This is a genomic window from Pseudomonas sp. MH9.2, from assembly GCF_034353875.1.
GTDB lineage: Bacteria > Pseudomonadota > Gammaproteobacteria > Pseudomonadales > Pseudomonadaceae > Aquipseudomonas.
Genome location: NZ_CP133784.1, coordinates 1,189,311 through 1,206,624, shown reverse-complemented (window position 1 = coordinate 1,206,624; position 17,314 = coordinate 1,189,311). Strand labels below are relative to the sequence as shown.

The 17,314-nt window shown below is 57.2% G+C and carries 18 protein-coding genes; all 18 read left to right on the top strand.

The window, feature by feature from the left end; translation table 11 throughout:
• Window positions 1-4 precede the first annotated feature (4 nt).
• The 18 genes from fliF (at window position 5) to flhA (ending at window position 17,308) form a co-directional block, all read left to right on the top strand.
• On the top strand, window positions 5-1,789 hold the full coding sequence (gene fliF / locus RHM55_RS05535; protein ID WP_322180025.1) for a flagellar basal-body MS-ring/collar protein FliF: 1,785 nt from the start codon (window positions 5-7) through the stop codon (window positions 1,787-1,789).
• Window positions 1,782-2,801, top strand: a complete 1,020-nt coding sequence (gene fliG, locus RHM55_RS05530; protein ID WP_322180023.1) for a flagellar motor switch protein FliG — start codon at window positions 1,782-1,784, stop codon at window positions 2,799-2,801. The genes fliF and fliG overlap by 8 nt, the downstream gene beginning before the upstream one ends.
• Window positions 2,802-2,811: 10 nt before the next feature.
• On the top strand, window positions 2,812-3,648 hold the full coding sequence (gene fliH / locus RHM55_RS05525; protein WP_322180020.1) for a flagellar assembly protein FliH: 837 nt from the start codon (window positions 2,812-2,814) through the stop codon (window positions 3,646-3,648).
• Complete coding sequence (fliI, locus tag RHM55_RS05520) at window positions 3,638-4,996, top strand: flagellar protein export ATPase FliI (RefSeq protein ID WP_322182752.1); 1,359 nt, start codon at window positions 3,638-3,640, stop codon at window positions 4,994-4,996. Before fliH ends, fliI begins: the two co-directional genes overlap by 11 nt.
• A 6-nt stretch (window positions 4,997-5,002) precedes the next feature.
• Window positions 5,003-5,452, top strand: coding sequence for a flagellar export protein FliJ (fliJ, locus tag RHM55_RS05515; RefSeq protein ID WP_322180018.1), 450 nt, complete (start codon window positions 5,003-5,005; stop codon window positions 5,450-5,452).
• Window positions 5,453-5,543: 91 nt separating this feature from the next.
• The gene (locus RHM55_RS05510) at window positions 5,544-5,849 is read left to right on the top strand and encodes an STAS domain-containing protein (protein ID WP_322180016.1); all 306 of its coding nucleotides are present in this window, start codon (window positions 5,544-5,546) and stop codon (window positions 5,847-5,849) included.
• A gap of 3 nt (window positions 5,850-5,852) precedes the next feature.
• Entirely contained in the window at window positions 5,853-7,559 is a 1,707-nt protein-coding gene (locus tag RHM55_RS05505; protein WP_322180014.1) for a fused response regulator/phosphatase, read from the top strand.
• 81 nt (window positions 7,560-7,640) lie between these two features.
• Window positions 7,641-7,955, top strand: coding sequence for an Hpt domain-containing protein (locus RHM55_RS05500; protein WP_407074674.1), 315 nt, complete (start codon window positions 7,641-7,643; stop codon window positions 7,953-7,955).
• 65 nt (window positions 7,956-8,020) lie between these two features.
• Window positions 8,021-9,436 (top strand): flagellar hook-length control protein FliK, encoded by a 1,416-nt coding sequence (locus RHM55_RS05495; RefSeq protein WP_322180010.1) that lies wholly within the window; start codon window positions 8,021-8,023, stop codon window positions 9,434-9,436.
• A 210-nt stretch (window positions 9,437-9,646) separates the two neighbouring features.
• Window positions 9,647-10,141, top strand: a complete 495-nt coding sequence (gene fliL / locus RHM55_RS05490) for a flagellar basal body-associated protein FliL (RefSeq protein WP_322180008.1) — start codon at window positions 9,647-9,649, stop codon at window positions 10,139-10,141.
• Window positions 10,142-10,150: 9 nt separating this feature from the next.
• On the top strand, window positions 10,151-11,119 hold the full coding sequence (gene fliM, locus RHM55_RS05485) for a flagellar motor switch protein FliM (RefSeq protein ID WP_322180006.1): 969 nt from the start codon (window positions 10,151-10,153) through the stop codon (window positions 11,117-11,119).
• Between the two features lie 63 nt (window positions 11,120-11,182).
• Window positions 11,183-11,647, top strand: coding sequence for a flagellar motor switch protein FliN (gene fliN / locus RHM55_RS05480; protein ID WP_322180004.1), 465 nt, complete (start codon window positions 11,183-11,185; stop codon window positions 11,645-11,647).
• Entirely contained in the window at window positions 11,648-12,091 is a 444-nt protein-coding gene (gene fliO, locus RHM55_RS05475) for a flagellar biosynthetic protein FliO (protein ID WP_322180002.1), read from the top strand.
• A complete protein-coding gene (gene fliP / locus RHM55_RS05470; protein WP_322180000.1) occupies window positions 12,091-12,849 on the top strand; it encodes a flagellar type III secretion system pore protein FliP in 759 nt (252 codons plus the stop codon). Before fliO ends, fliP begins: the two co-directional genes overlap by 1 nt.
• 19 nt (window positions 12,850-12,868) lie before the next feature.
• The gene (gene fliQ, locus RHM55_RS05465) at window positions 12,869-13,138 is read left to right on the top strand and encodes a flagellar biosynthesis protein FliQ (RefSeq protein WP_219060453.1); all 270 of its coding nucleotides are present in this window, start codon (window positions 12,869-12,871) and stop codon (window positions 13,136-13,138) included.
• A gap of 61 nt (window positions 13,139-13,199) precedes the next feature.
• Complete coding sequence (fliR, locus tag RHM55_RS05460) at window positions 13,200-13,928, top strand: flagellar biosynthetic protein FliR (RefSeq protein WP_322182750.1); 729 nt, start codon at window positions 13,200-13,202, stop codon at window positions 13,926-13,928.
• A 1-nt stretch (window position 13,929) separates the two neighbouring features.
• Entirely contained in the window at window positions 13,930-15,066 is a 1,137-nt protein-coding gene (gene flhB / locus RHM55_RS05455) for a flagellar biosynthesis protein FlhB (RefSeq protein WP_322179998.1), read from the top strand.
• 112 nt (window positions 15,067-15,178) lie between these two features.
• Window positions 15,179-17,308 carry a flagellar biosynthesis protein FlhA gene (flhA, locus tag RHM55_RS05450; protein WP_322179996.1) on the top strand — a complete coding sequence of 710 codons (2,130 nt, stop codon included), beginning with the start codon at window positions 15,179-15,181 and terminating at the stop codon, window positions 17,306-17,308.
• Window positions 17,309-17,314 lie beyond the last annotated feature (6 nt).

Here is a 17,314-nt window from a genome sequence, read left to right as displayed (position 1 = left end):
AGTCATGGCTGAAGCAGTCACCGATAACGTGCCGGCCAAATCGGGTGCCCCTCAAGGTAAGCCGCCGCTGTTTGGTTTGTCCTTTCTGGAAAATCTCTCCGAGATGACCATGTTGCGTCAGGTTGGCCTTATGGTCGGTCTGGCAGCGAGTGTTGCTATTGGTTTTGCCGTGGTGCTCTGGTCCCAGCAGCCTGATTATCGGCCGCTGTACGGCAGTCTGGCCGGTATGGACGCCAAACAGGTCATGGATACGTTGGCGGCCGCGGACATCCCTTATACCGTCGAACCAAATTCTGGCGCGTTGCTGGTCAAGGCTGATGATTTGCAGCGTGCGCGGATCAAATTGGCGGGCGCGGGTGTAGCGCCAGGCGACGGCAACATCGGCTTCGAAATTCTCGACAAGGACCAGGGCCTGGGTACCAGCCAGTTCATGGAAGCCACGCGCTATCGTCGCGGGCTTGAAGGCGAGCTTGCCCGGACCATCTCCAGCCTCAATAACGTCAAGGGTGCACGTGTGCATCTGGCGATCCCGAAAAGTTCGGTGTTCGTGCGTGACGAGCGTAAACCGAGCGCTTCGGTACTGATCGAATTGTACGCTGGCCGCTCATTGGAGCCGGGTCAGGTCATGGCGATTATCAACCTGGTGGCAACGGCTGTTCCCGAACTGAGCAAGTCGCAGATTACCGTGGTCGACCAGAAGGGCACGCTGTTGTCCGATCAGAGTGAAAACTCCGAATTGACCATGGCTGGCAAGCAGTTTGACTACAGTCGCCGTATGGAAAACATGCTCACTCAGCGTGTACAGAACATCCTGCAACCGATTCTGGGCAATGATCGCTACAAGGCCGAAGTCTCGGCCGATGTGGACTTCAGCGCCGTTGAGTCGACAGCGGAAAGCTTCAACCCCGATCAACCTGCGTTGCGCAGCGAGCAGTCGGTCGACGAACAGCGTTCCTCCGGTGGCGGTCCGCAGGGCGTTCCGGGTGCGTTGAGTAATCAGCCGCCCGGTCCAGCCAGTGCGCCTCAGCAGGCGGGCGCGGGTGCAGCTGCCTCAGGTTCCATACAGCCAGGTCAACCGCTGCTCGACGCAAATGGTCAGCAGATCATGGACCCAGCGACCGGTCAGCCGATGCTGGCACCTTATCCAGCGGACAAGCGTAAGCAGTCGACCAAGAACTTTGAGCTGGACCGTTCCATCAGTCACACCAAGCAGCAGCAGGGTCGGGTGAATCGCTTGTCTGTGGCGGTGGTCGTGGATGATCGGGTCAAAGTCGATCCCAAGACAGGCGAGACCAGCCTTACGCCATGGAATGCCGACGAATTGGCGCGCTTTACCCGGCTGGTGCAGGACGCTGTTGGTTTCAACGCCAGTCGCGGCGACAGCGTCAGTGTGGTAAACGTGCCATTCTCCACCGATCGTGGCGAAGTGATCCCTGATATTCCGTTCTATTCCCATCCGTGGTTCTGGGACATCGTCAAACAAGTGCTGGGTGTGTTGTTCATCCTGGTACTGGTATTTGGTGTTCTGCGGCCGGTACTCAACAACATCACCAGTGGCAAGAACCGGCAGCTGGTTGGCGTCGACGGCGATGCCGAGCTCGGTGGCATGGGTGGTCTGGGTGGTGAACTGTCCAATGACCGCGTCAGCCTTGGCGGTCCGCAAAGTATTTTGCTGCCTAGCCCGAGCGAGGGTTATGACGCACAGTTGAATGCAATCAAGAGCCTGGTGGCTGAAGACCCAGGTCGTGTGGCTCAGGTCGTGAAAGAGTGGATTAACGCAGATGAGTGACAATCGAGCGCTTACCGCCAAGATGACCAAGGTCGACAAGGCTGCCATTCTCTTGCTCTCCCTCGGTGAAACCGATGCCGCTCAGGTGCTTCGGCACATGGGGCCTAAAGAGGTTCAGCGGGTCGGTGTCGCCATGGCGCAAATGCGCAATGTGCACCGTGAGGAAGTCGAGCAGGTGATGAGTGAGTTCGTCGAGATCGTCGGCGACCAGACCAGTCTCGGCGTCGGCTCCGACGGTTATATCCGCAAAATGCTGACCCAGGCCTTGGGCGAAGACAAGGCCAACGGCCTCATCGACCGGATCTTGCTGGGGGGCAATACCAGTGGTCTGGACAGCCTGAAATGGATGGAGCCTCGTGCGGTTGCTGACGTGATCCGCTATGAGCACCCGCAAATTCAGGCCATCGTTGTGGCTTATCTGGACCCGGATCAGGCTGGCGAAGTGCTCGGTCATTTCGATCACAAGGTACGTCTGGATATCATTCTGCGTGTCTCCTCGCTCAACACCGTGCAGCCGGCGGCATTGAAAGAGCTGAACCAGATTCTGGAAAAGCAGTTCTCCGGCAACTCCAATACAGCGCGCACCACCTTGGGCGGCATCAAGCGTGCGGCCGATATCATGAACTTCCTCGACAGCTCCATCGAAGGCCAGTTGATGGACTCGATCCGCGAAGTCGACGGGGACCTGTCCGGTCAGATCGAAGACCTCATGTTCGTTTTCAACAACCTTTCCGATGTCGACGACCGGGGTATCCAGGCGTTGCTGCGCGAAGTGTCTTCTGATGTGCTGGTGTTGGCGCTTAAAGGCTCCGACGAAGCAATCAAGGAGAAAATCTTCAAGAACATGTCCAAACGTGCTGCCGAATTGTTGCGCGACGATCTCGAGGCCAAAGGCCCGGTGCGCGTCAGCGATGTGGAAACCGCGCAGAAAGAAATCCTCACTATTGCTCGCCGTATGGCCGAAGCCGGAGAAATCGTTCTCGGTGGCAAGGGCGGCGAAGAGATGATCTGAGGATCACTACATGTTTAGCTCCAACAAAGAGCCGCCCAGTGATCTGATCCGGGCCAAGGATGTCGGCGGCTTTGATGTCTGGTCGTTGCCTAGTTTCGACCCGCACAGTGAAGCGCTGTTAGAGCCAGAGCCTGAACCGGTTGAGGTCGAGCCGGCGGAGATGGAAGAAGTACCTCTGGACGAAGTCCAGCCGCTGACCCTTGAAGAGCTGGAAGGCATTCGTCAGGAAGCCTACAACGAAGGTTTTGCCACGGGTGAGAAAGAGGGTTTTCACAGCACTCAGCTCAAGGTCCGGCAAGAGGCTGACGTAGCCTTGAGCGCCAAGCTTGCGAGCCTTGAGCAATTGATGGTCCATCTGTTCGAGCCTATCGCCGAGCAGGACACGCAGATTGAAAAATCGCTGGTCGAACTGGTAGGGCACATTACCCGGCAAGTCATTCAGCGCGAGTTGACCACTGACTCTAGTCGTATCGGTCAGGTATTGCGTGACGCTTTGAAGTTGTTGCCTATGGGCGCGCAGAATGTACGCATCTTCATCAACCCTCAGGACTTCGCTCAGGTCAAAGCCCTGCGTGAACGCCATGAAGAAACCTGGCGCATCGTCGAAGACGATACCCTTCAGGCGGGTGGTTGCCGGGTCGAAACCGAGCACAGTCGAATCGATGCGACCATCGAAACTCGAATTTCTCAAGCATTGGCGAAAATGTTCGATCAGTTGCACGATCAGGCTCTGCACCCTGCGCCTGCGGACATGAGCCTCGATCTGGGTACAGTCGTCGACGCCCCGGTCATTGCAGATGACGCAGATGACGCCTCTCCTGAAAAAGCAGGCCCCGATGCGCCTTGACCGGACCAGCTTCGGCAAGCGTCTGGGTTCCTACGTCGACGCCATCGAGCTGGCAGGCCAGCCGGTGGTGGAAGGTCGTTTGTTGCGTATGGTCGGTTTGACCCTGGAAGCCGAAGGCTTGCGGGCTGCGATGGGCAGTCGGTGTCTGGTGATCAACGATGATAGCTATCACCCGATGCAAGTCGAAGCCGAGGTGATGGGGTTTTCCGGGTCCAAGATATTCCTGATGCCGGTGGGCAGTGTTGCCGGTATCGCACCGGGTGCTCGGGTTGTGCCGCTGGCCGATACCGGTCGCTTGCCGATGGGTATGGGAATGCTGGGTCGGGTCCTCGATGGCGCCGGACGCGCGCTCGATGGCAAAGGTGGAATGAAAGCCGAAGACTGGGTGCCAATGGATGGCCCGACGATCAACCCGCTCAAGCGCAATCCGATCAGCCAGCCTCTGGATGTGGGTATTCGCAGTATCAATGGGCTATTGACCGTTGGCCGTGGTCAGCGTCTCGGTCTGTTCGCCGGTACCGGTGTGGGCAAGAGCGTGCTGCTCGGGATGATGACGCGCTTCACCGAAGCCGACATTATCGTGGTTGGCCTGATCGGCGAACGGGGGCGAGAGGTCAAGGAATTCATCGAGCATATCCTCGGCGAAGAGGGGCTGAAACGCTCGGTGGTGGTGGCTTCACCCGCCGATGATGCGCCCTTGATGCGGATGCGGGCGGCCATGTATTGCACGCGCATTGCCGAATACTTTCGCGACAAGGGTAAAAACGTCCTGTTGCTCATGGATTCGTTGACTCGATTTGCTCAGGCTCAGCGGGAAATCGCTTTGGCCATTGGCGAGCCGCCCGCCACCAAGGGGTATCCACCGTCAGTGTTTGCCAAGTTGCCCAAACTGGTGGAGCGCGCCGGTAACGCCGAGGCCGGGGGCGGCTCGATTACTGCGTTCTATACCGTGCTTTCTGAAGGCGACGATCAGCAGGACCCGATTGCCGATGCCGCGCGGGGTGTGCTCGATGGGCATATCGTGTTGTCCCGGCGTCTGGCCGAAGAGGGACATTACCCGGCTATCGATATCGAAGCGTCCATCAGTCGGGTCATGCCTTCGGTGGTCAGTCCTGAACACATGGGGCAGGCTCAGCATTTCAAACAATTGTGGTCGCGCTACCAGCAGAGTCGCGACTTGATCAGCGTTGGTGCTTACGTGGCCGGTGGTGATCGGGAAACCGACATGGCGATCGCCTTGCAGCCGACATTGGTGCGCTACCTGCGCCAAGGGCTCAATGACAACGAGAGCCTGCAGGAGAGTAAGGCGCGCCTCGCCGCAGTGTTCAATCCCGCAGCAGGCGGCTGATAAGCCATGGCCTCAAGTCGAGCGGTACGCCTGGCGCCGGTGGTGGACATGGCCGAAAAGGCAGAGCGCGCAGCGGCTCAGCGCCTGGGGCACTTCCAGGGACAGGTCAGTCTGGCTGAGACCAAGCTGGCCGAACTCGAGCGTTTTCGCCATGAGTATCAGTTGCAGTGGATCGACAAAGGCGGTCGCGGGGTGTCGGGGCAGTGGCTGATAAATTATCAAAGCTTTCTCAATCAGCTGGAAACTGCTGTGGCCCAGCAACAGAAGAGCCTTGCCTGGCATCAGGAAAATCTCGACAAGGCTCGGGGTGCCTGGCAGCAGTGTTATGCGCGGGTCGAGGGTCTGCGCAAGCTGGTTCAGCGCTACATTGATGAAGCGCGGCAGCTTGAAGACAAGCGCGAACAAAAGCTTCTCGACGAACTTTCCCAGCGCTTACCCCGCCACGATCAATTTTAATGCAGGTAATTGAATTCATTCGGGTTGCTGTTGGCGCAGCAGAATGCTAAATCTTTCACACCGTGTCTGTGTTAACCCAAGGAAGCCTCCAATGTCCGTAAACACCGAGCTCTCCCACGACGGGCAAGAACTGACCATTTTCATCGAAGGGCGTTTTGATTTCGCCGCGCATCAAGATTTTCGCGGTGCCTACGAGAACGCTGCCGGCACTCCTCGGCGCTTCGTTGTCGATCTAAAGGGCACGAGTTATCTGGACAGTTCCGCGCTTGGCATGCTGTTACTGCTGCGTGACCATGCCGGCGGTGACGATGCGAAGATCCATCTGATCAACTGCAACGCCGACGTGAACACCATCCTGACCATCTCCAATTTCTCAAAACTGTTTCAGATCGGCTGACGTGTGCTAACCCTGCCCGAAAGCCTGTGCGTGCTTATTGCTGACGACAATGCCAGTGATCGCTTGCTACTCACGACCATCGTCCGTCGCCAGGGCCATACAGTGCTCAGCGCCAGCAATGGCCTGGAAGCGTTGGCGTTGTTTGAAAAAGAGCGTCCGCAGTTGGTGCTGATGGATGCTTTGATGCCGGTGATGGACGGTTTTGAGGCCGCGCGCCGAATCAAACAGGTGGCAGGCGAAGCGCTGGTGCCCATCATTTTTCTCACCTCGCTGAGCGAAAGCGAGGCGTTGGTTCGATGCCTTGACGCAGGGGGCGACGATTTTCTCGCCAAGCCCTACAGCGAGGCGATCCTCACCGCGAAGATCAATGCCATGGAGCGCTTGCGACGGTTGCAGGAAACGGTCTTGGAACAACGTGACCAAATCGCCAGGCATCATGGCTATTTGCTTAATGAACAGCGGGTAGCCAAAGCAGTATTTGATCAGGTGGCGCATTCCGGCTGCCTGAGTGCGCCGAACATTCGCTACCTGCAATCGCCCTATGCCTTATTCAACGGCGATCTATTGTTGGCTGCGTACACGCCTGCCGGCAACATGCACGTTTTATTGGGTGACTTTACCGGCCATGGTTTGCCTGCGGCTGTAGGGGCGATGCCCTTGGCTGAAGTGTTTTACGGCATGACCGCCAAGGGGTACGGCCTGACCCAAACCTTGCGGGAAATGAATGCGAAGCTCAAACGCATTTTGCCCGTGGACATGTTTTGCTGTGCGACTTTGCTGAGCGTGAACTTCAGCTTGCAGCAAGTGGAAGTGTGGAACGGTGGTCTGCCTGATGGTTATCTGCATCACGTTGCCAGTGGGGAGCGAACGCCGCTGGTGTCGCGGCATTTGCCATTGGGTGTGCTCGACCCGGCTCGCTTCGATTACAAGACCGAAGTGCACCCGCTGGCCTTGGGTGACCGGATTTTCCTGTTGTCCGACGGCGTACTCGACACCAGTGACAACGATGATCAATTGTTTGGTGTCGAGCGATTACAGGCGGTGTTCGCCGCCAATCGCCAGCCGGACGAACTGATCAATGAGATTCAGCGTGCCCTGGACGGCTTTCGAGGGCAGGCGCGGGATGATGTAAGCATGGTCGAAATCAGCCTGATCGCCCCGGCCCTGCTGGGGTCTCCGTCGGTGACATATTCGGACAGTGGTGAGTCCAGCCCGCTGGACTGGTCGGCGAGCTTCGAGTATCGCGCCACGACGCTCAAGCGTTTCAATCCTTTGCCTTACTTGTTGCAGCTGCTGATGGAGGTGCATGGTCTGCGCAGTCTGAGCGGGCCGTTGTACAGCGTGCTCTCCGAGCTGTACACCAACGCCCTGGAGCATGGCGTGCTGGGTCTCGACTCGGAACTAAAGCGCGATGCTCTTGGTTTTGCCCAGTACTACCGGGAGCGCAATGAGCACTTGGCGAGTCTTGAAGAGGGTTATGTGCGCCTGCATTTGCAGATTGTGCCGCGCGGGCAGGGTGGTCATTTGACGATACGCGTTGAAGACAGTGGTGCTGGATTCGACGTCGATCGTGTTCTGGCGCTGTCGGCGCAGACTCATGAGTTATCAGGGCGAGGCCTCAACTTGATACGTGAATTGAGTGAGCATTCCTATTGGTCGCAGGACGGACGTACCGCGTGCGTGGAATTTTCCTGGGGGGCTCTGGCATAATCCAATGATTCTTGATCAAGGAGCGAACAAGTGTCAGTGACTCATTTGGATTACCGTGTACTGGGCGGCTTGCAAGAAGTGATGGAGGCCGAATATCCCATCTTGCTCGACACGTTTCTTAAAGACTCCGAACAGCGCCTGGTGCAGTTGCACCATGCCCTTGCTGCGCAGGCATCTGGTTTGCCGGCGCTGGGCATGGCTGCTCATAGTCTCAAGGGCAGCAGTGGCAACATGGGGGCTACTCGGTTGGCTGAGCTGTGCCAGCAGCTCGAAGAGCGTGCTCAGTGCAATGAGCTGACCGGAGTCGATGAGTTGCTCAGGAAAATCGACGTTGAATTCATCACGGTCCGGCGTTTGTTCAGCGTTGAACGTCAGCGTTTTATCGGTCAAGGCTGAGATAAGCCGAAGCTGGCCCGTCCCTTGCTTGGTGACTTGGCAATTGTGCCCGTACGGAGACTGACATGCCCCTTGCCACTCACCCGCTTCTCCAGGCTGCCGCCGTAGCCAAATCCCAGCCAGCTGTCGCCAGTAGTGCGGCAAAACCTGCTGAGACGGGCAAGGAAGACACTTCCAGCTTTGCTCGAGTGTTTGCCAAACATGCCCAGCCCAAGCCTGTGGTGAGCAATGACACCCGTACAAAAGCGGTCCACGACAAGCCCGATGCAGGTAACGGCAAGCAAGCGGTGAGCGATAAATCTGCCGCTTCCACCTCGGCGGTTGCCGATAGCGGCAAATCCTTGCCTGCCGATAACGTCAGCGGAAAAGCGGATGCTACGGGTAAGGATATGCCGAAGGATAAGACGACCGACCCGGCGCTAAGCGACGTTGCCCCCGTTGATCCGACCCTGGATCCGGCGGCCTTGCAGGCGCTGGTCGTCCAGCCGGCTGCCGAGTCTGTGGTGCCGGTCGCTCCGGCCGTTGAACCTCAGGTCGTGCCGGTAGCCGTGAGTGCAGCGGTAGCCACGCAGCAGTCGGCTGTTCCTGTTCCTGTTCCTGTTGGCACTGGCACTGGTGCTGGTTTCGACCCTGCGACTGACCCTCTGGCAGGGTTGCCTGCCGTGCAAATGGCGCTGGAGCAGAGCGCCAAGGCGTCAGGCTCAGTGCCAGTGCCCACCGCGTCTACCTCTGCTCCGAGTGTCGCGAAAGCATCTCCCGCTCAAGCCGATGCGGACCCCTTGCAGGCCATTGCCAATAACCTGACGGTCATCACGGATCAACCGTCCGCGGGTGGCGCAGGTACTGAGGGGGGCGATAAGGCTTTTAAAGGTCTTATTGAAGACGGTTTGAGCAATGTCAAAGCTCCGGCCAGTGACACTCGGGTCGATGATTTTGCCAATCGCCTAGCCGCCCTGAGTCAGGCAGTACAGCCCAAGGCGGCGGAAGCAGCTTCGCCTTTGTCGTTGGCCCAGCCATTGGCCATGCATCAGAGCGGTTGGAGTGAGGGGGTCGTGGATCGCGTCATGTATATGTCGAGTCAGAACTTGAAGTCAGCAGATATTCAGCTGGAGCCGGCGGAGCTGGGTCGCCTGAATATCCGCGTCAACATGGCACCTGACCAGCAAACCCAGGTTACGTTCATGAGTGCCCATGTCGGTGTGCGCGATGCGCTGGAGGCGCAGATGTCCAAGCTGCGCGATTCGTTTACTCAGCAGGGACTGGGCCAGGTTGACGTCAATGTGTCTGACCAGTCCCGTGGCTGGAATGGGCAGGGGCAGGACCAGCAGCAGGCTAGCCAAGGGCAGCGAAGTGGCGGCGCGAGGAGTGGTGGCACTGATCCAGTCAATGGCCTCGATGACGGGTCCATTCATGATGTGGTGCAGGCTGCCAGTCAGCCTATGCAAATCATCGGCTCCAGCGAAGTGGATTACTACGCTTGATGCTGTAACACGCTATTGGTAGGCGCGGGCTTGCGACCGTGCGTTCAGCCGTGATGGCGGTGTGCCCGACACGCCGCCTCAAGCCCTTCGTGAGTGAGATCGCGCCTACAGAATAAACCCCCTCCGCCGATCCGGTCACACATCTGGCATAACACTTGCTCTGCCTCTGTCACGCATTGGTGAACCCCCGAATAGTGACGGATTATTGGCATGGCGAAGACCGAAGCAGTAAAAGACCCCGCAGCGAAAGGCAAATTCAAGCTCATTATCATTATCGTCGTGGCATTGTTGCTTGCGATCGGCTTGTCGGTTGGCGCCACTTGGTTCTTTTTGCACTCGTCCCAAAGTAAACCTGAGCCAGCCGTAGCGGCCAGCAACGTCAAGGCTCCTGCGATTTTCGAGCCTATGACACCGGCCTTTGTGGTCAATTTCAACCAGAACGGCCGTCAGCGTTATATGCAGGTCAGTATCACCCTGCTGGCACGTAATCAGGGTGATCTGGATGCGCTGAAAGTTCATATGCCGGTTATCCGCAACAACCTGGTCATGCTCTTCTCTGGGCAGACTTTCGACTCTTTGGCAACGCCAATCGGTCAGGAAATGCTGCGTCAGAAGGCCACCGCCAGCGTTCAGGAAGTGGCGCAGAAAGAGGTTGGCAAGGTGGTGGTTGAACAATTGCTTTTTACTAACTTCGTATTGCAGTAGGACCACGACATGGCCGTGCAAGACCTGCTGTCCCAGGATGAGATCGATGCCCTGTTGCACGGTGTCGACGATGGTCTGGTCCAGACCGAAAGCGTTGCCGAACCCGGCAGCGTCAAAAGTTATGACCTGACCAGTCAGGATCGCATCGTCCGAGGGCGGATGCCGACCCTGGAGATGATCAACGAGCGTTTCGCCCGGTATACCCGTATCAGTATGTTCAACATGTTGCGCCGTTCTGCGGATGTGGCGGTGGGCGGTGTGCAGGTCATGAAATTTGGTGAGTACGTGCACTCACTGTACGTACCGACCAGTCTCAATCTGGTCAAGATGAAGCCGTTGCGCGGCACTGCGTTGTTCATTCTGGACGCCAAGCTGGTGTTCAAGCTGGTGGACAACTTTTTCGGTGGTGACGGGCGGCACGCCAAGATCGAGGGTCGTGAGTTCACGCCAACCGAATTGCGCGTGGTGCGCATGGTGCTCGAGCAAGCATTCATCGATTTGAAAGAAGCCTGGCAGGCGATCATGGAAGTGAGCTTCGAGTACATCAACTCTGAAGTGAACCCGGCCATGGCCAACATCGTCGGCCCCAGCGAAGCGGTTGTAGTCTCGACGTTCCATATCGAGCTCGACGGCGGTGGCGGCGACCTGCACGTGACCATGCCTTACTCGATGATTGAGCCGGTACGCGAAATGCTCGATGCCGGTTTCCAGTCCGACCTGGATGACCAAGATGAGCGTTGGAGCAAAGCCTTGCGCGAGGACCTGCTGGATGTCGCTGTGCCACTGAGTGCCGTCGTCGCTCGCCGTCAATTGCGCCTGCGCGACATTCTGCACATGCAGCCGGGTGACGTGATTCCAGTGGAATTGCCTGAAGAGCTGATCATGCGTGCCAATGGCGTGCCGTCGTTCAAGGTCAAGCTGGGCTCCCACAAGGGGCATCTGGCGCTGCAAGTTATCGAACCAATTGAACGTCGCTGACCTTTGCCGTCAGCGTGAATAAATGTGATGTGTTAACGAATCAATGCCCGCCGAGGACAACTGATGGCTGATGAAAACGAAATAACGTCTGCTGAAGATCAGGCATTGGCCGATGAATGGGCAGCCGCGCTGGGTGAATCCGGCGATGCCAGCCAGGATGACATCGACGCTCTGCTTTCAGCCGATACCGGTAACTCCTCTGCCAGTCGCTTGCAAATGGAAGAGTTTGGCAGCGTGCCGAAGAACAATGCGGCCGTGACCCTGGAGGGTCCAAACCTGGATGTGATTCTGGATATTCCGGTATCGATTTCCATGGAAGTGGGCAGTACTGATATCAATATTCGCAACCTGTTACAGCTTAACCAGGGTTCGGTGATCGAACTCGACCGGTTGGCTGGAGAACCGCTGGACGTGCTGGTCAACGGCACGCTGATTGCTCACGGTGAAGTGGTTGTGGTCAACGAAAAGTTCGGCATTCGTCTGACTGACGTTATCAGCCCAAGTGAACGCATCAAGAAGTTGCGTTGAATGAATAGGCTCCTCGGTGTGATGCTCGTCTTGCCTTTAAGCGCGATGGCTGCGGAGCCTGCCGTGCAGGCTGCTGCGCCGCAAGTCAGCAGTGCGCTGGGCGGTGGGGTGGGCGGTCAATTGATGCAATTGGTATTGGGTCTGTTGCTGGTGATTGGCCTGATCTTCGGGTTGGCCTGGCTGCTACGCCGAGCGCAGGGTGCCGGCCCGCGCAACGGCCAACTCATCGAGCTGCTGGGTTCGCGCGCACTGGGTCCGCGAGACCGGCTGGTGCTGGTGCAAGTGGGTAGCGAGCAGATTTTGCTCGGGATTACGCCGGGACGCATCACGCCCTTGCATGTGCTCAAAGAGCCGCTACAAGTGCCCGCCGCTTCGCAGGCAACACCGGAGTTTGCCCAGCGTCTGATGGAGCTGCTGGGCAAGGATTATAAGGATAAGAAGTAATGGGTGCGTTGCGCATAATCTTGACGTTGCTGCTGGTGCTGGCGGCGCCCTTGGTATTCGCGGCTGATCCACTGTCGATACCTGCGATCACATTGTCCAGCGGTGCCAACGGTCAACAGGAATATTCGGTCAGCCTGCAGATCCTGTTGATCATGACGGCGCTGAGTTTCATCCCTGCATTCGTCATGCTGATGACCAGCTTTACCCGGATCATCATCGTTTTTTCGATTTTGCGTCAGGCCCTGGGTTTGCAGCAGACGCCGTCGAACCAGATACTCACCGGCATGGCGCTGTTCTTGACGATGTTCATTATGGCGCCCGTGTTTGACCGGGTGAACCAGGATGCATTGCAGCCCTATCTGAGTGAAAAACTTACCGCGCAGGACGCAGTGCTCAAGGCTGAGGTGCCCATCAAGGACTTTATGCTGGCGCAGACTCGACAGAGCGATCTGGATTTGTTCATGCGACTCTCCAAACGCACCGATATTTCCAGTCCTGATCAGGCGCCGCTGACGATCCTGGTTCCGGCATTCGTGACCTCGGAACTTAAAACCGCGTTCCAGATCGGGTTCATGATCTTCATCCCGTTCCTGATTATCGACCTGGTGGTTGCCAGTGTATTGATGGCGATGGGCATGATGATGCTGTCGCCGCTGATTATCTCTCTGCCGTTCAAGATCATGCTGTTTGTACTGGTGGACGGTTGGGCCCTGATCATCGGCACCCTGGCGAGCAGCTTTGGCGGGGTCTCGCCATGACTGACGGGGAGCGTGCGCAATGACGCCTGAAGTCGCTGTCGACCTGTTTCGCGAGGCGTTATGGTTGACCACGATGATGGTCGCCATACTGGTGGTGCCCAGTCTGATCGTGGGGTTGTTGGTCGCCATGTTTCAGGCTGCGACGCAGATTAACGAGCAGACGTTGAGCTTTCTGCCCCGTCTATTGGTGATGCTGATCACCCTGATCGTCGTGGGGCCCTGGCTGGTTCGGGTGTTCATGGAGTACATCCTGTCGCTGTACGGCAGTATTCCGCAGTTGATCGGTTAGCAACGTGCCCTCCGTGCTTGCCCTGACTGACGCGCAGATCGGGACGTGGGTAGCGAGTTTCATGCTGCCGTTGTTCCGGGTCGCGGCGGTCCTGATGACCATGCCGATCTTTGGCACGACGCTGGTGCCAAAGCGTGTGCGTCTGTATTTCTCGGTGGCGATTACCGTCGTGATTGCCCCCGGTCTTCCGCCGATTCCCGAGGTCCATGCGCTGGATTTGAGCGCGCTACTGCTGATTGGTGAGCAGATCATCATCGGTGCAATGCTGGGCTTGTCCCTGCAATTGTTTTTTCAGGCGTTCGTTATCGCCGGGCAGATTGTTGCGACGCAAATGGGCATGAGCTTCGCGTCGATGGTTGACCCGACCAACGGTGTATCAGTGGCGGTGGTCGGGCAGTTTTTTACCATGCTGGTGACCTTGCTGTTTCTGTCCATGAATGGCCATTTGGTGGTCTTCGAAGTACTGGTGGAGAGCTTTACCACGTTGCCTGTCGGCAGTGGGCTGGATCTCACGCACATTTGGGAACTGGTTGGTCGTATGGGCTGGGTATTGGGCGCCGGCTTGCTGCTGGTCTTGCCGGCCGTTACTGCGTTGCTGGTGGTGAACGTTGCATTTGGGGTCATGACGCGTGCTGCGCCGCAGTTGAATATCTTCTCAATTGGCTTTCCGCTTACGTTGGTGCTGGGCATGGTGATTCTGTGGATCACTCTCGGCGATATTCTCAATCAGTATCAACCGCTGGCGGTGGAAGCCTTGCAGTTGCTACGCAGTCTGGTCAGGGCCCGCTGAGATGGCTGAGAACGAGAATGGCCAGGACAAAACAGAAGACCCCACGTCCAAACGGCTCAAGGAATCGCGTGACAAGGGTGAGACGGCCCGCTCCAAAGAACTGAATACACTGGTCATCATGATGGCGGGTGCAGGCGGATTGCTGGCGTTTGGTGGCCAGCTGGCGGAAATGATGCTCGGGTTGATGCGGGTCAATTTCACGCTTTCGCGTGAAGTGATCATGGATGACCATTATATGGGCCTGTATTTTCTCAACGCCGGCAAAGCGGCGCTGGTTGCCATCCAGCCGCTGATGCTGATCATGGTTCTGGCGGCGCTCATCGGCCCCATCTCGCTGGGAGGCTGGCTGTTTTCTACTGACACGATGGTGCCCAAGTTCAGTCGAATGAATCCGCTTTCCGGGATCAAGCGCATGTTTTCCGTTCAGGCATTGGTCGAGCTGGTCAAAGCGTTTGCCAAGTTTTTCATCATCCTGATGGTGGCGTTGGTGGTGCTGTCCAAGGACCGGGGGGATCTGGTCTCCATCGCCCATGAGCCATTGGAGTTGGCGATCGTCCACAGTGTGCAGGTGGTGGGCTGGAGTGCGTTATGGATGGCGTGTGGGTTGATCATTATCGCTGCGGTGGATGTACCGTTTCAGCTCTGGGAAAGCCATAAAAAGCTGTTGATGACGAAGCAGGAGGTGCGTGACGAGCACCGAGACAGTGATGGGCGGCCAGAGGTCAAACAGCGGATTCGTCAGTTGCAGCGTGAAATGTCACAGCGACGAATGATGGCGAAGATCCCTGATGCCGACGTGATCATCACCAACCCGACGCACTTTGCCGTGGCGCTCAAATATGATCCAGAGCAAGGTGGGGCGCCGATGTTGCTGGCCAAGGGCAGTGATTTTCTGGCGTTGAAGATTCGGGAAATCGGCGCCGAGCACAACATACTCCTCCTTGAATCACCGGCTTTGGCGCGTTCGATTTATTACTCCACCGATCTGGATCAGGAAATTCCTGCTGGCCTGTACCTCGCAGTAGCGCAGGTATTGGCATACGTCTATCAAATCCGCCAGCATCGCGCAGGCAAGGGCAAGCGCCCGGACCCATTGGGCGATATGCCTATCCCAGGCGATTTGCGACGTGATTCATGAGCCTGCGTACAAGTTTGCGCAACAAACCCATAGTTGGAAAGCTTCTTGCACTGACCTTGCTACGTCGCTTGATGGCGTCAAAAGTTTGATTTAGCAGGCAGGAAAAGAATTGGTGGATCGCTCTCAATTAATCAACGCTGCACGCAGCAACCTGCTGGGCCTGGGTCGTGGGCAGCTGGGTGTACCGTTGCTGCTGTTGGTCATGTTGGCAATGATGATGTTGCCGATGCCGCCATTCCTGCTCGATGTGTTTTTCACGTTCAACATCGCGCTGTCGATCGTCGTCCTGCTGGTTTGCGTGTACGCCCTGCGGCCACTGGACTTCTCTGTATTCCCCACCATTTTGCTGGTTGCCACGTTGTTGCGGCTGGCGCTGAACGTGGCGTCGACCCGGGTGGTCATGCTTCACGGTCAAGACGGTCACGCTGCCGCCGGTAAGGTGATCCAGGCCTTTGGTGAGGTGGTGATCGGCGGTAATTACGTGGTGGGTATCGTAGTTTTCGCGATTTTGATGATCATCAACTTTGTTGTTGTGACCAAGGGTGCCGGGCGGATTTCCGAAGTAAGTGCCCGCTTTACCCTCGACGCGATGCCCGGCAAGCAGATGGCTATCGACGCAGACCTCAACGCAGGCCTGATCGATCAGCCCCAGGCAAAACATCGTCGACTGGAAGTCGCCCAGGAAGCCGAGTTCTACGGTTCGATGGACGGCGCCAGTAAATTCGTGCGCGGCGATGCGATTGCCGGGCTGCTGATTTTGTTCATCAACCTGATTGGCGGCGTGGCTGTCGGTATTTTCCAGCACAACATGTCCTTTGCCGATGCCGGCAAGGTTTACGCGCTGTTGACCATTGGTGACGGTTTGGTGGCGCAATTGCCATCACTGCTGCTGTCCACCGCCGCGGCAATCATGGTGACCCGTGCGTCCGGCTCGGAAGAGATGGGCAAACAGATCAATCGGCAGATGTTCGCCTCGCCCAAGGCGCTGGCGGTGGCCGCGGGCTTGATGATAGTCATGGGGTTAGTGCCGGGCATGCCCCACTTGTCCTTTATCAGTCTGGGGCTGGTGGCCGCTGGAGTTGCTTATCTGCTTTGGAAAAAGCAGAGCATGGTCAAGGTCAATGCGTTGCAAGAGGTCCAGCGCCAGCAGGATCTCTTGCCTTCGCCAACGCGAGCTCAGGACTCGAAAGAACTGGGTTGGGATGATGTCACAGCCATCGACATGATCGGCCTGGAAGTAGGCTACCGCTTGATTCCGTTGGTGGATCGCAATCAAGGCGGTCAGCTCCTGGCACGGATCAAGGGCGTGCGTAAAAAGCTTTCCCAAGAGTTGGGCTTTTTGATGCCGACCGTGCATATCCGCGACAACCTTGATCTGGCGCCCAGCGCCTATCGTCTGACACTGATGGGCGTCACCCTGGCTGAGGCCGAGATTTACCCTGATCGCGAACTGGCGATCAATCCGGGTCAGGTCTTTGGTACGCTCAACGGGATCACCGCCAAGGACCCAGCGTTCGGTCTGGAGGCAGTGTGGATCGAAGTCAGCCTGCGCAGTCAGGCGCAATCGCTCGGTTACACCGTGGTGGATGCCAGCACAGTGGTGGCGACTCACCTCAATCAGATTCTGTACAAGCATTCTCATGAGCTGATTGGCCATGAAGAAGTGCAGCAATTGATGCAGTTATTGGCCAAAAGCTCGCCCAAACTGGCCGAAGAGCTGGTACCAGGTGTTCTTTCGCTCTCGGCATTGCTCAAGGTGTTGCAGGCGTTGCTGGCTGAACACGTCCCTGTCAGGGATATCCGCAGCATTGCCGAAGCCATCGCTAACGCTGCACCTCGGAGTCAAGATACTGCCGCGCTGGTCGCAGCGGTGCGCGTCGGACTGTGTCGCGCTATCGTCCAAAGCATTGTAGGGGCTGAGCCGGAGCTGCCTGTCATTACCCTTGAGCCAAGATTGGAACAAATATTGCTAAATAGTCTTCAGAAGGCTGGTCAGGGTCAGGAAGAGGGCGTTCTTCTCGAGCCGAGCATGGCTGAAAAGCTCCAGCGTTCGTTGATTGATGCTGCTCAGCGCCAGGAAATGCAGGGGCAGCCAGTGATTTTGTTAGTCGCAGGCCCGGTTCGCGCCATGCTGTCACGATTTGGACGGTTGGCTGTACCGAACATGCATGTTCTGGCGTATCAGGAAATTCCTGACAATAAGCAAGTCACAATCGTCGCGACTGTCGGGCCCAACGGCTGAGGTAGT

Excerpts from the sequence above, each read along its gene's own strand:
- fliI (WP_322182752.1), top strand. The coding sequence starts at position 3,638 with ATGCGCCTTGACCGGACCAGCTTCGGCAAGCGTCTGGGTTCCTACGTC.
- RHM55_RS05495 (WP_322180010.1), top strand. The coding sequence starts at position 8,021 with ATGCCCCTTGCCACTCACCCGCTTCTCCAGGCTGCCGCCGTAGCCAAA.
- flhB (WP_322179998.1), top strand. The coding sequence starts at position 13,930 with ATGGCTGAGAACGAGAATGGCCAGGACAAAACAGAAGACCCCACGTCC.
- fliQ (WP_219060453.1), top strand. The coding sequence starts at position 12,869 with ATGACGCCTGAAGTCGCTGTCGACCTGTTTCGCGAGGCGTTATGGTTG.
- fliN (WP_322180004.1), top strand. The coding sequence starts at position 11,183 with ATGGCTGATGAAAACGAAATAACGTCTGCTGAAGATCAGGCATTGGCC.
- fliH (WP_322180020.1), top strand. The coding sequence starts at position 2,812 with ATGTTTAGCTCCAACAAAGAGCCGCCCAGTGATCTGATCCGGGCCAAG.
- fliR (WP_322182750.1), top strand. The coding sequence starts at position 13,200 with ATGCTGCCGTTGTTCCGGGTCGCGGCGGTCCTGATGACCATGCCGATC.
- RHM55_RS05500 (WP_407074674.1), top strand. The coding sequence starts at position 7,641 with ATGGAGGCCGAATATCCCATCTTGCTCGACACGTTTCTTAAAGACTCC.
- fliL (WP_322180008.1), top strand. The coding sequence starts at position 9,647 with ATGGCGAAGACCGAAGCAGTAAAAGACCCCGCAGCGAAAGGCAAATTC.
- fliP (WP_322180000.1), top strand. The coding sequence starts at position 12,091 with ATGGGTGCGTTGCGCATAATCTTGACGTTGCTGCTGGTGCTGGCGGCG.
- RHM55_RS05510 (WP_322180016.1), top strand. The coding sequence starts at position 5,544 with ATGTCCGTAAACACCGAGCTCTCCCACGACGGGCAAGAACTGACCATT.
- fliO (WP_322180002.1), top strand. The coding sequence starts at position 11,648 with ATGAATAGGCTCCTCGGTGTGATGCTCGTCTTGCCTTTAAGCGCGATG.
- fliM (WP_322180006.1), top strand. The coding sequence starts at position 10,151 with ATGGCCGTGCAAGACCTGCTGTCCCAGGATGAGATCGATGCCCTGTTG.
- fliF (WP_322180025.1), top strand. The coding sequence starts at position 5 with ATGGCTGAAGCAGTCACCGATAACGTGCCGGCCAAATCGGGTGCCCCT.
- fliG (WP_322180023.1), top strand. The coding sequence starts at position 1,782 with ATGAGTGACAATCGAGCGCTTACCGCCAAGATGACCAAGGTCGACAAG.
- fliJ (WP_322180018.1), top strand. The coding sequence starts at position 5,003 with ATGGCCTCAAGTCGAGCGGTACGCCTGGCGCCGGTGGTGGACATGGCC.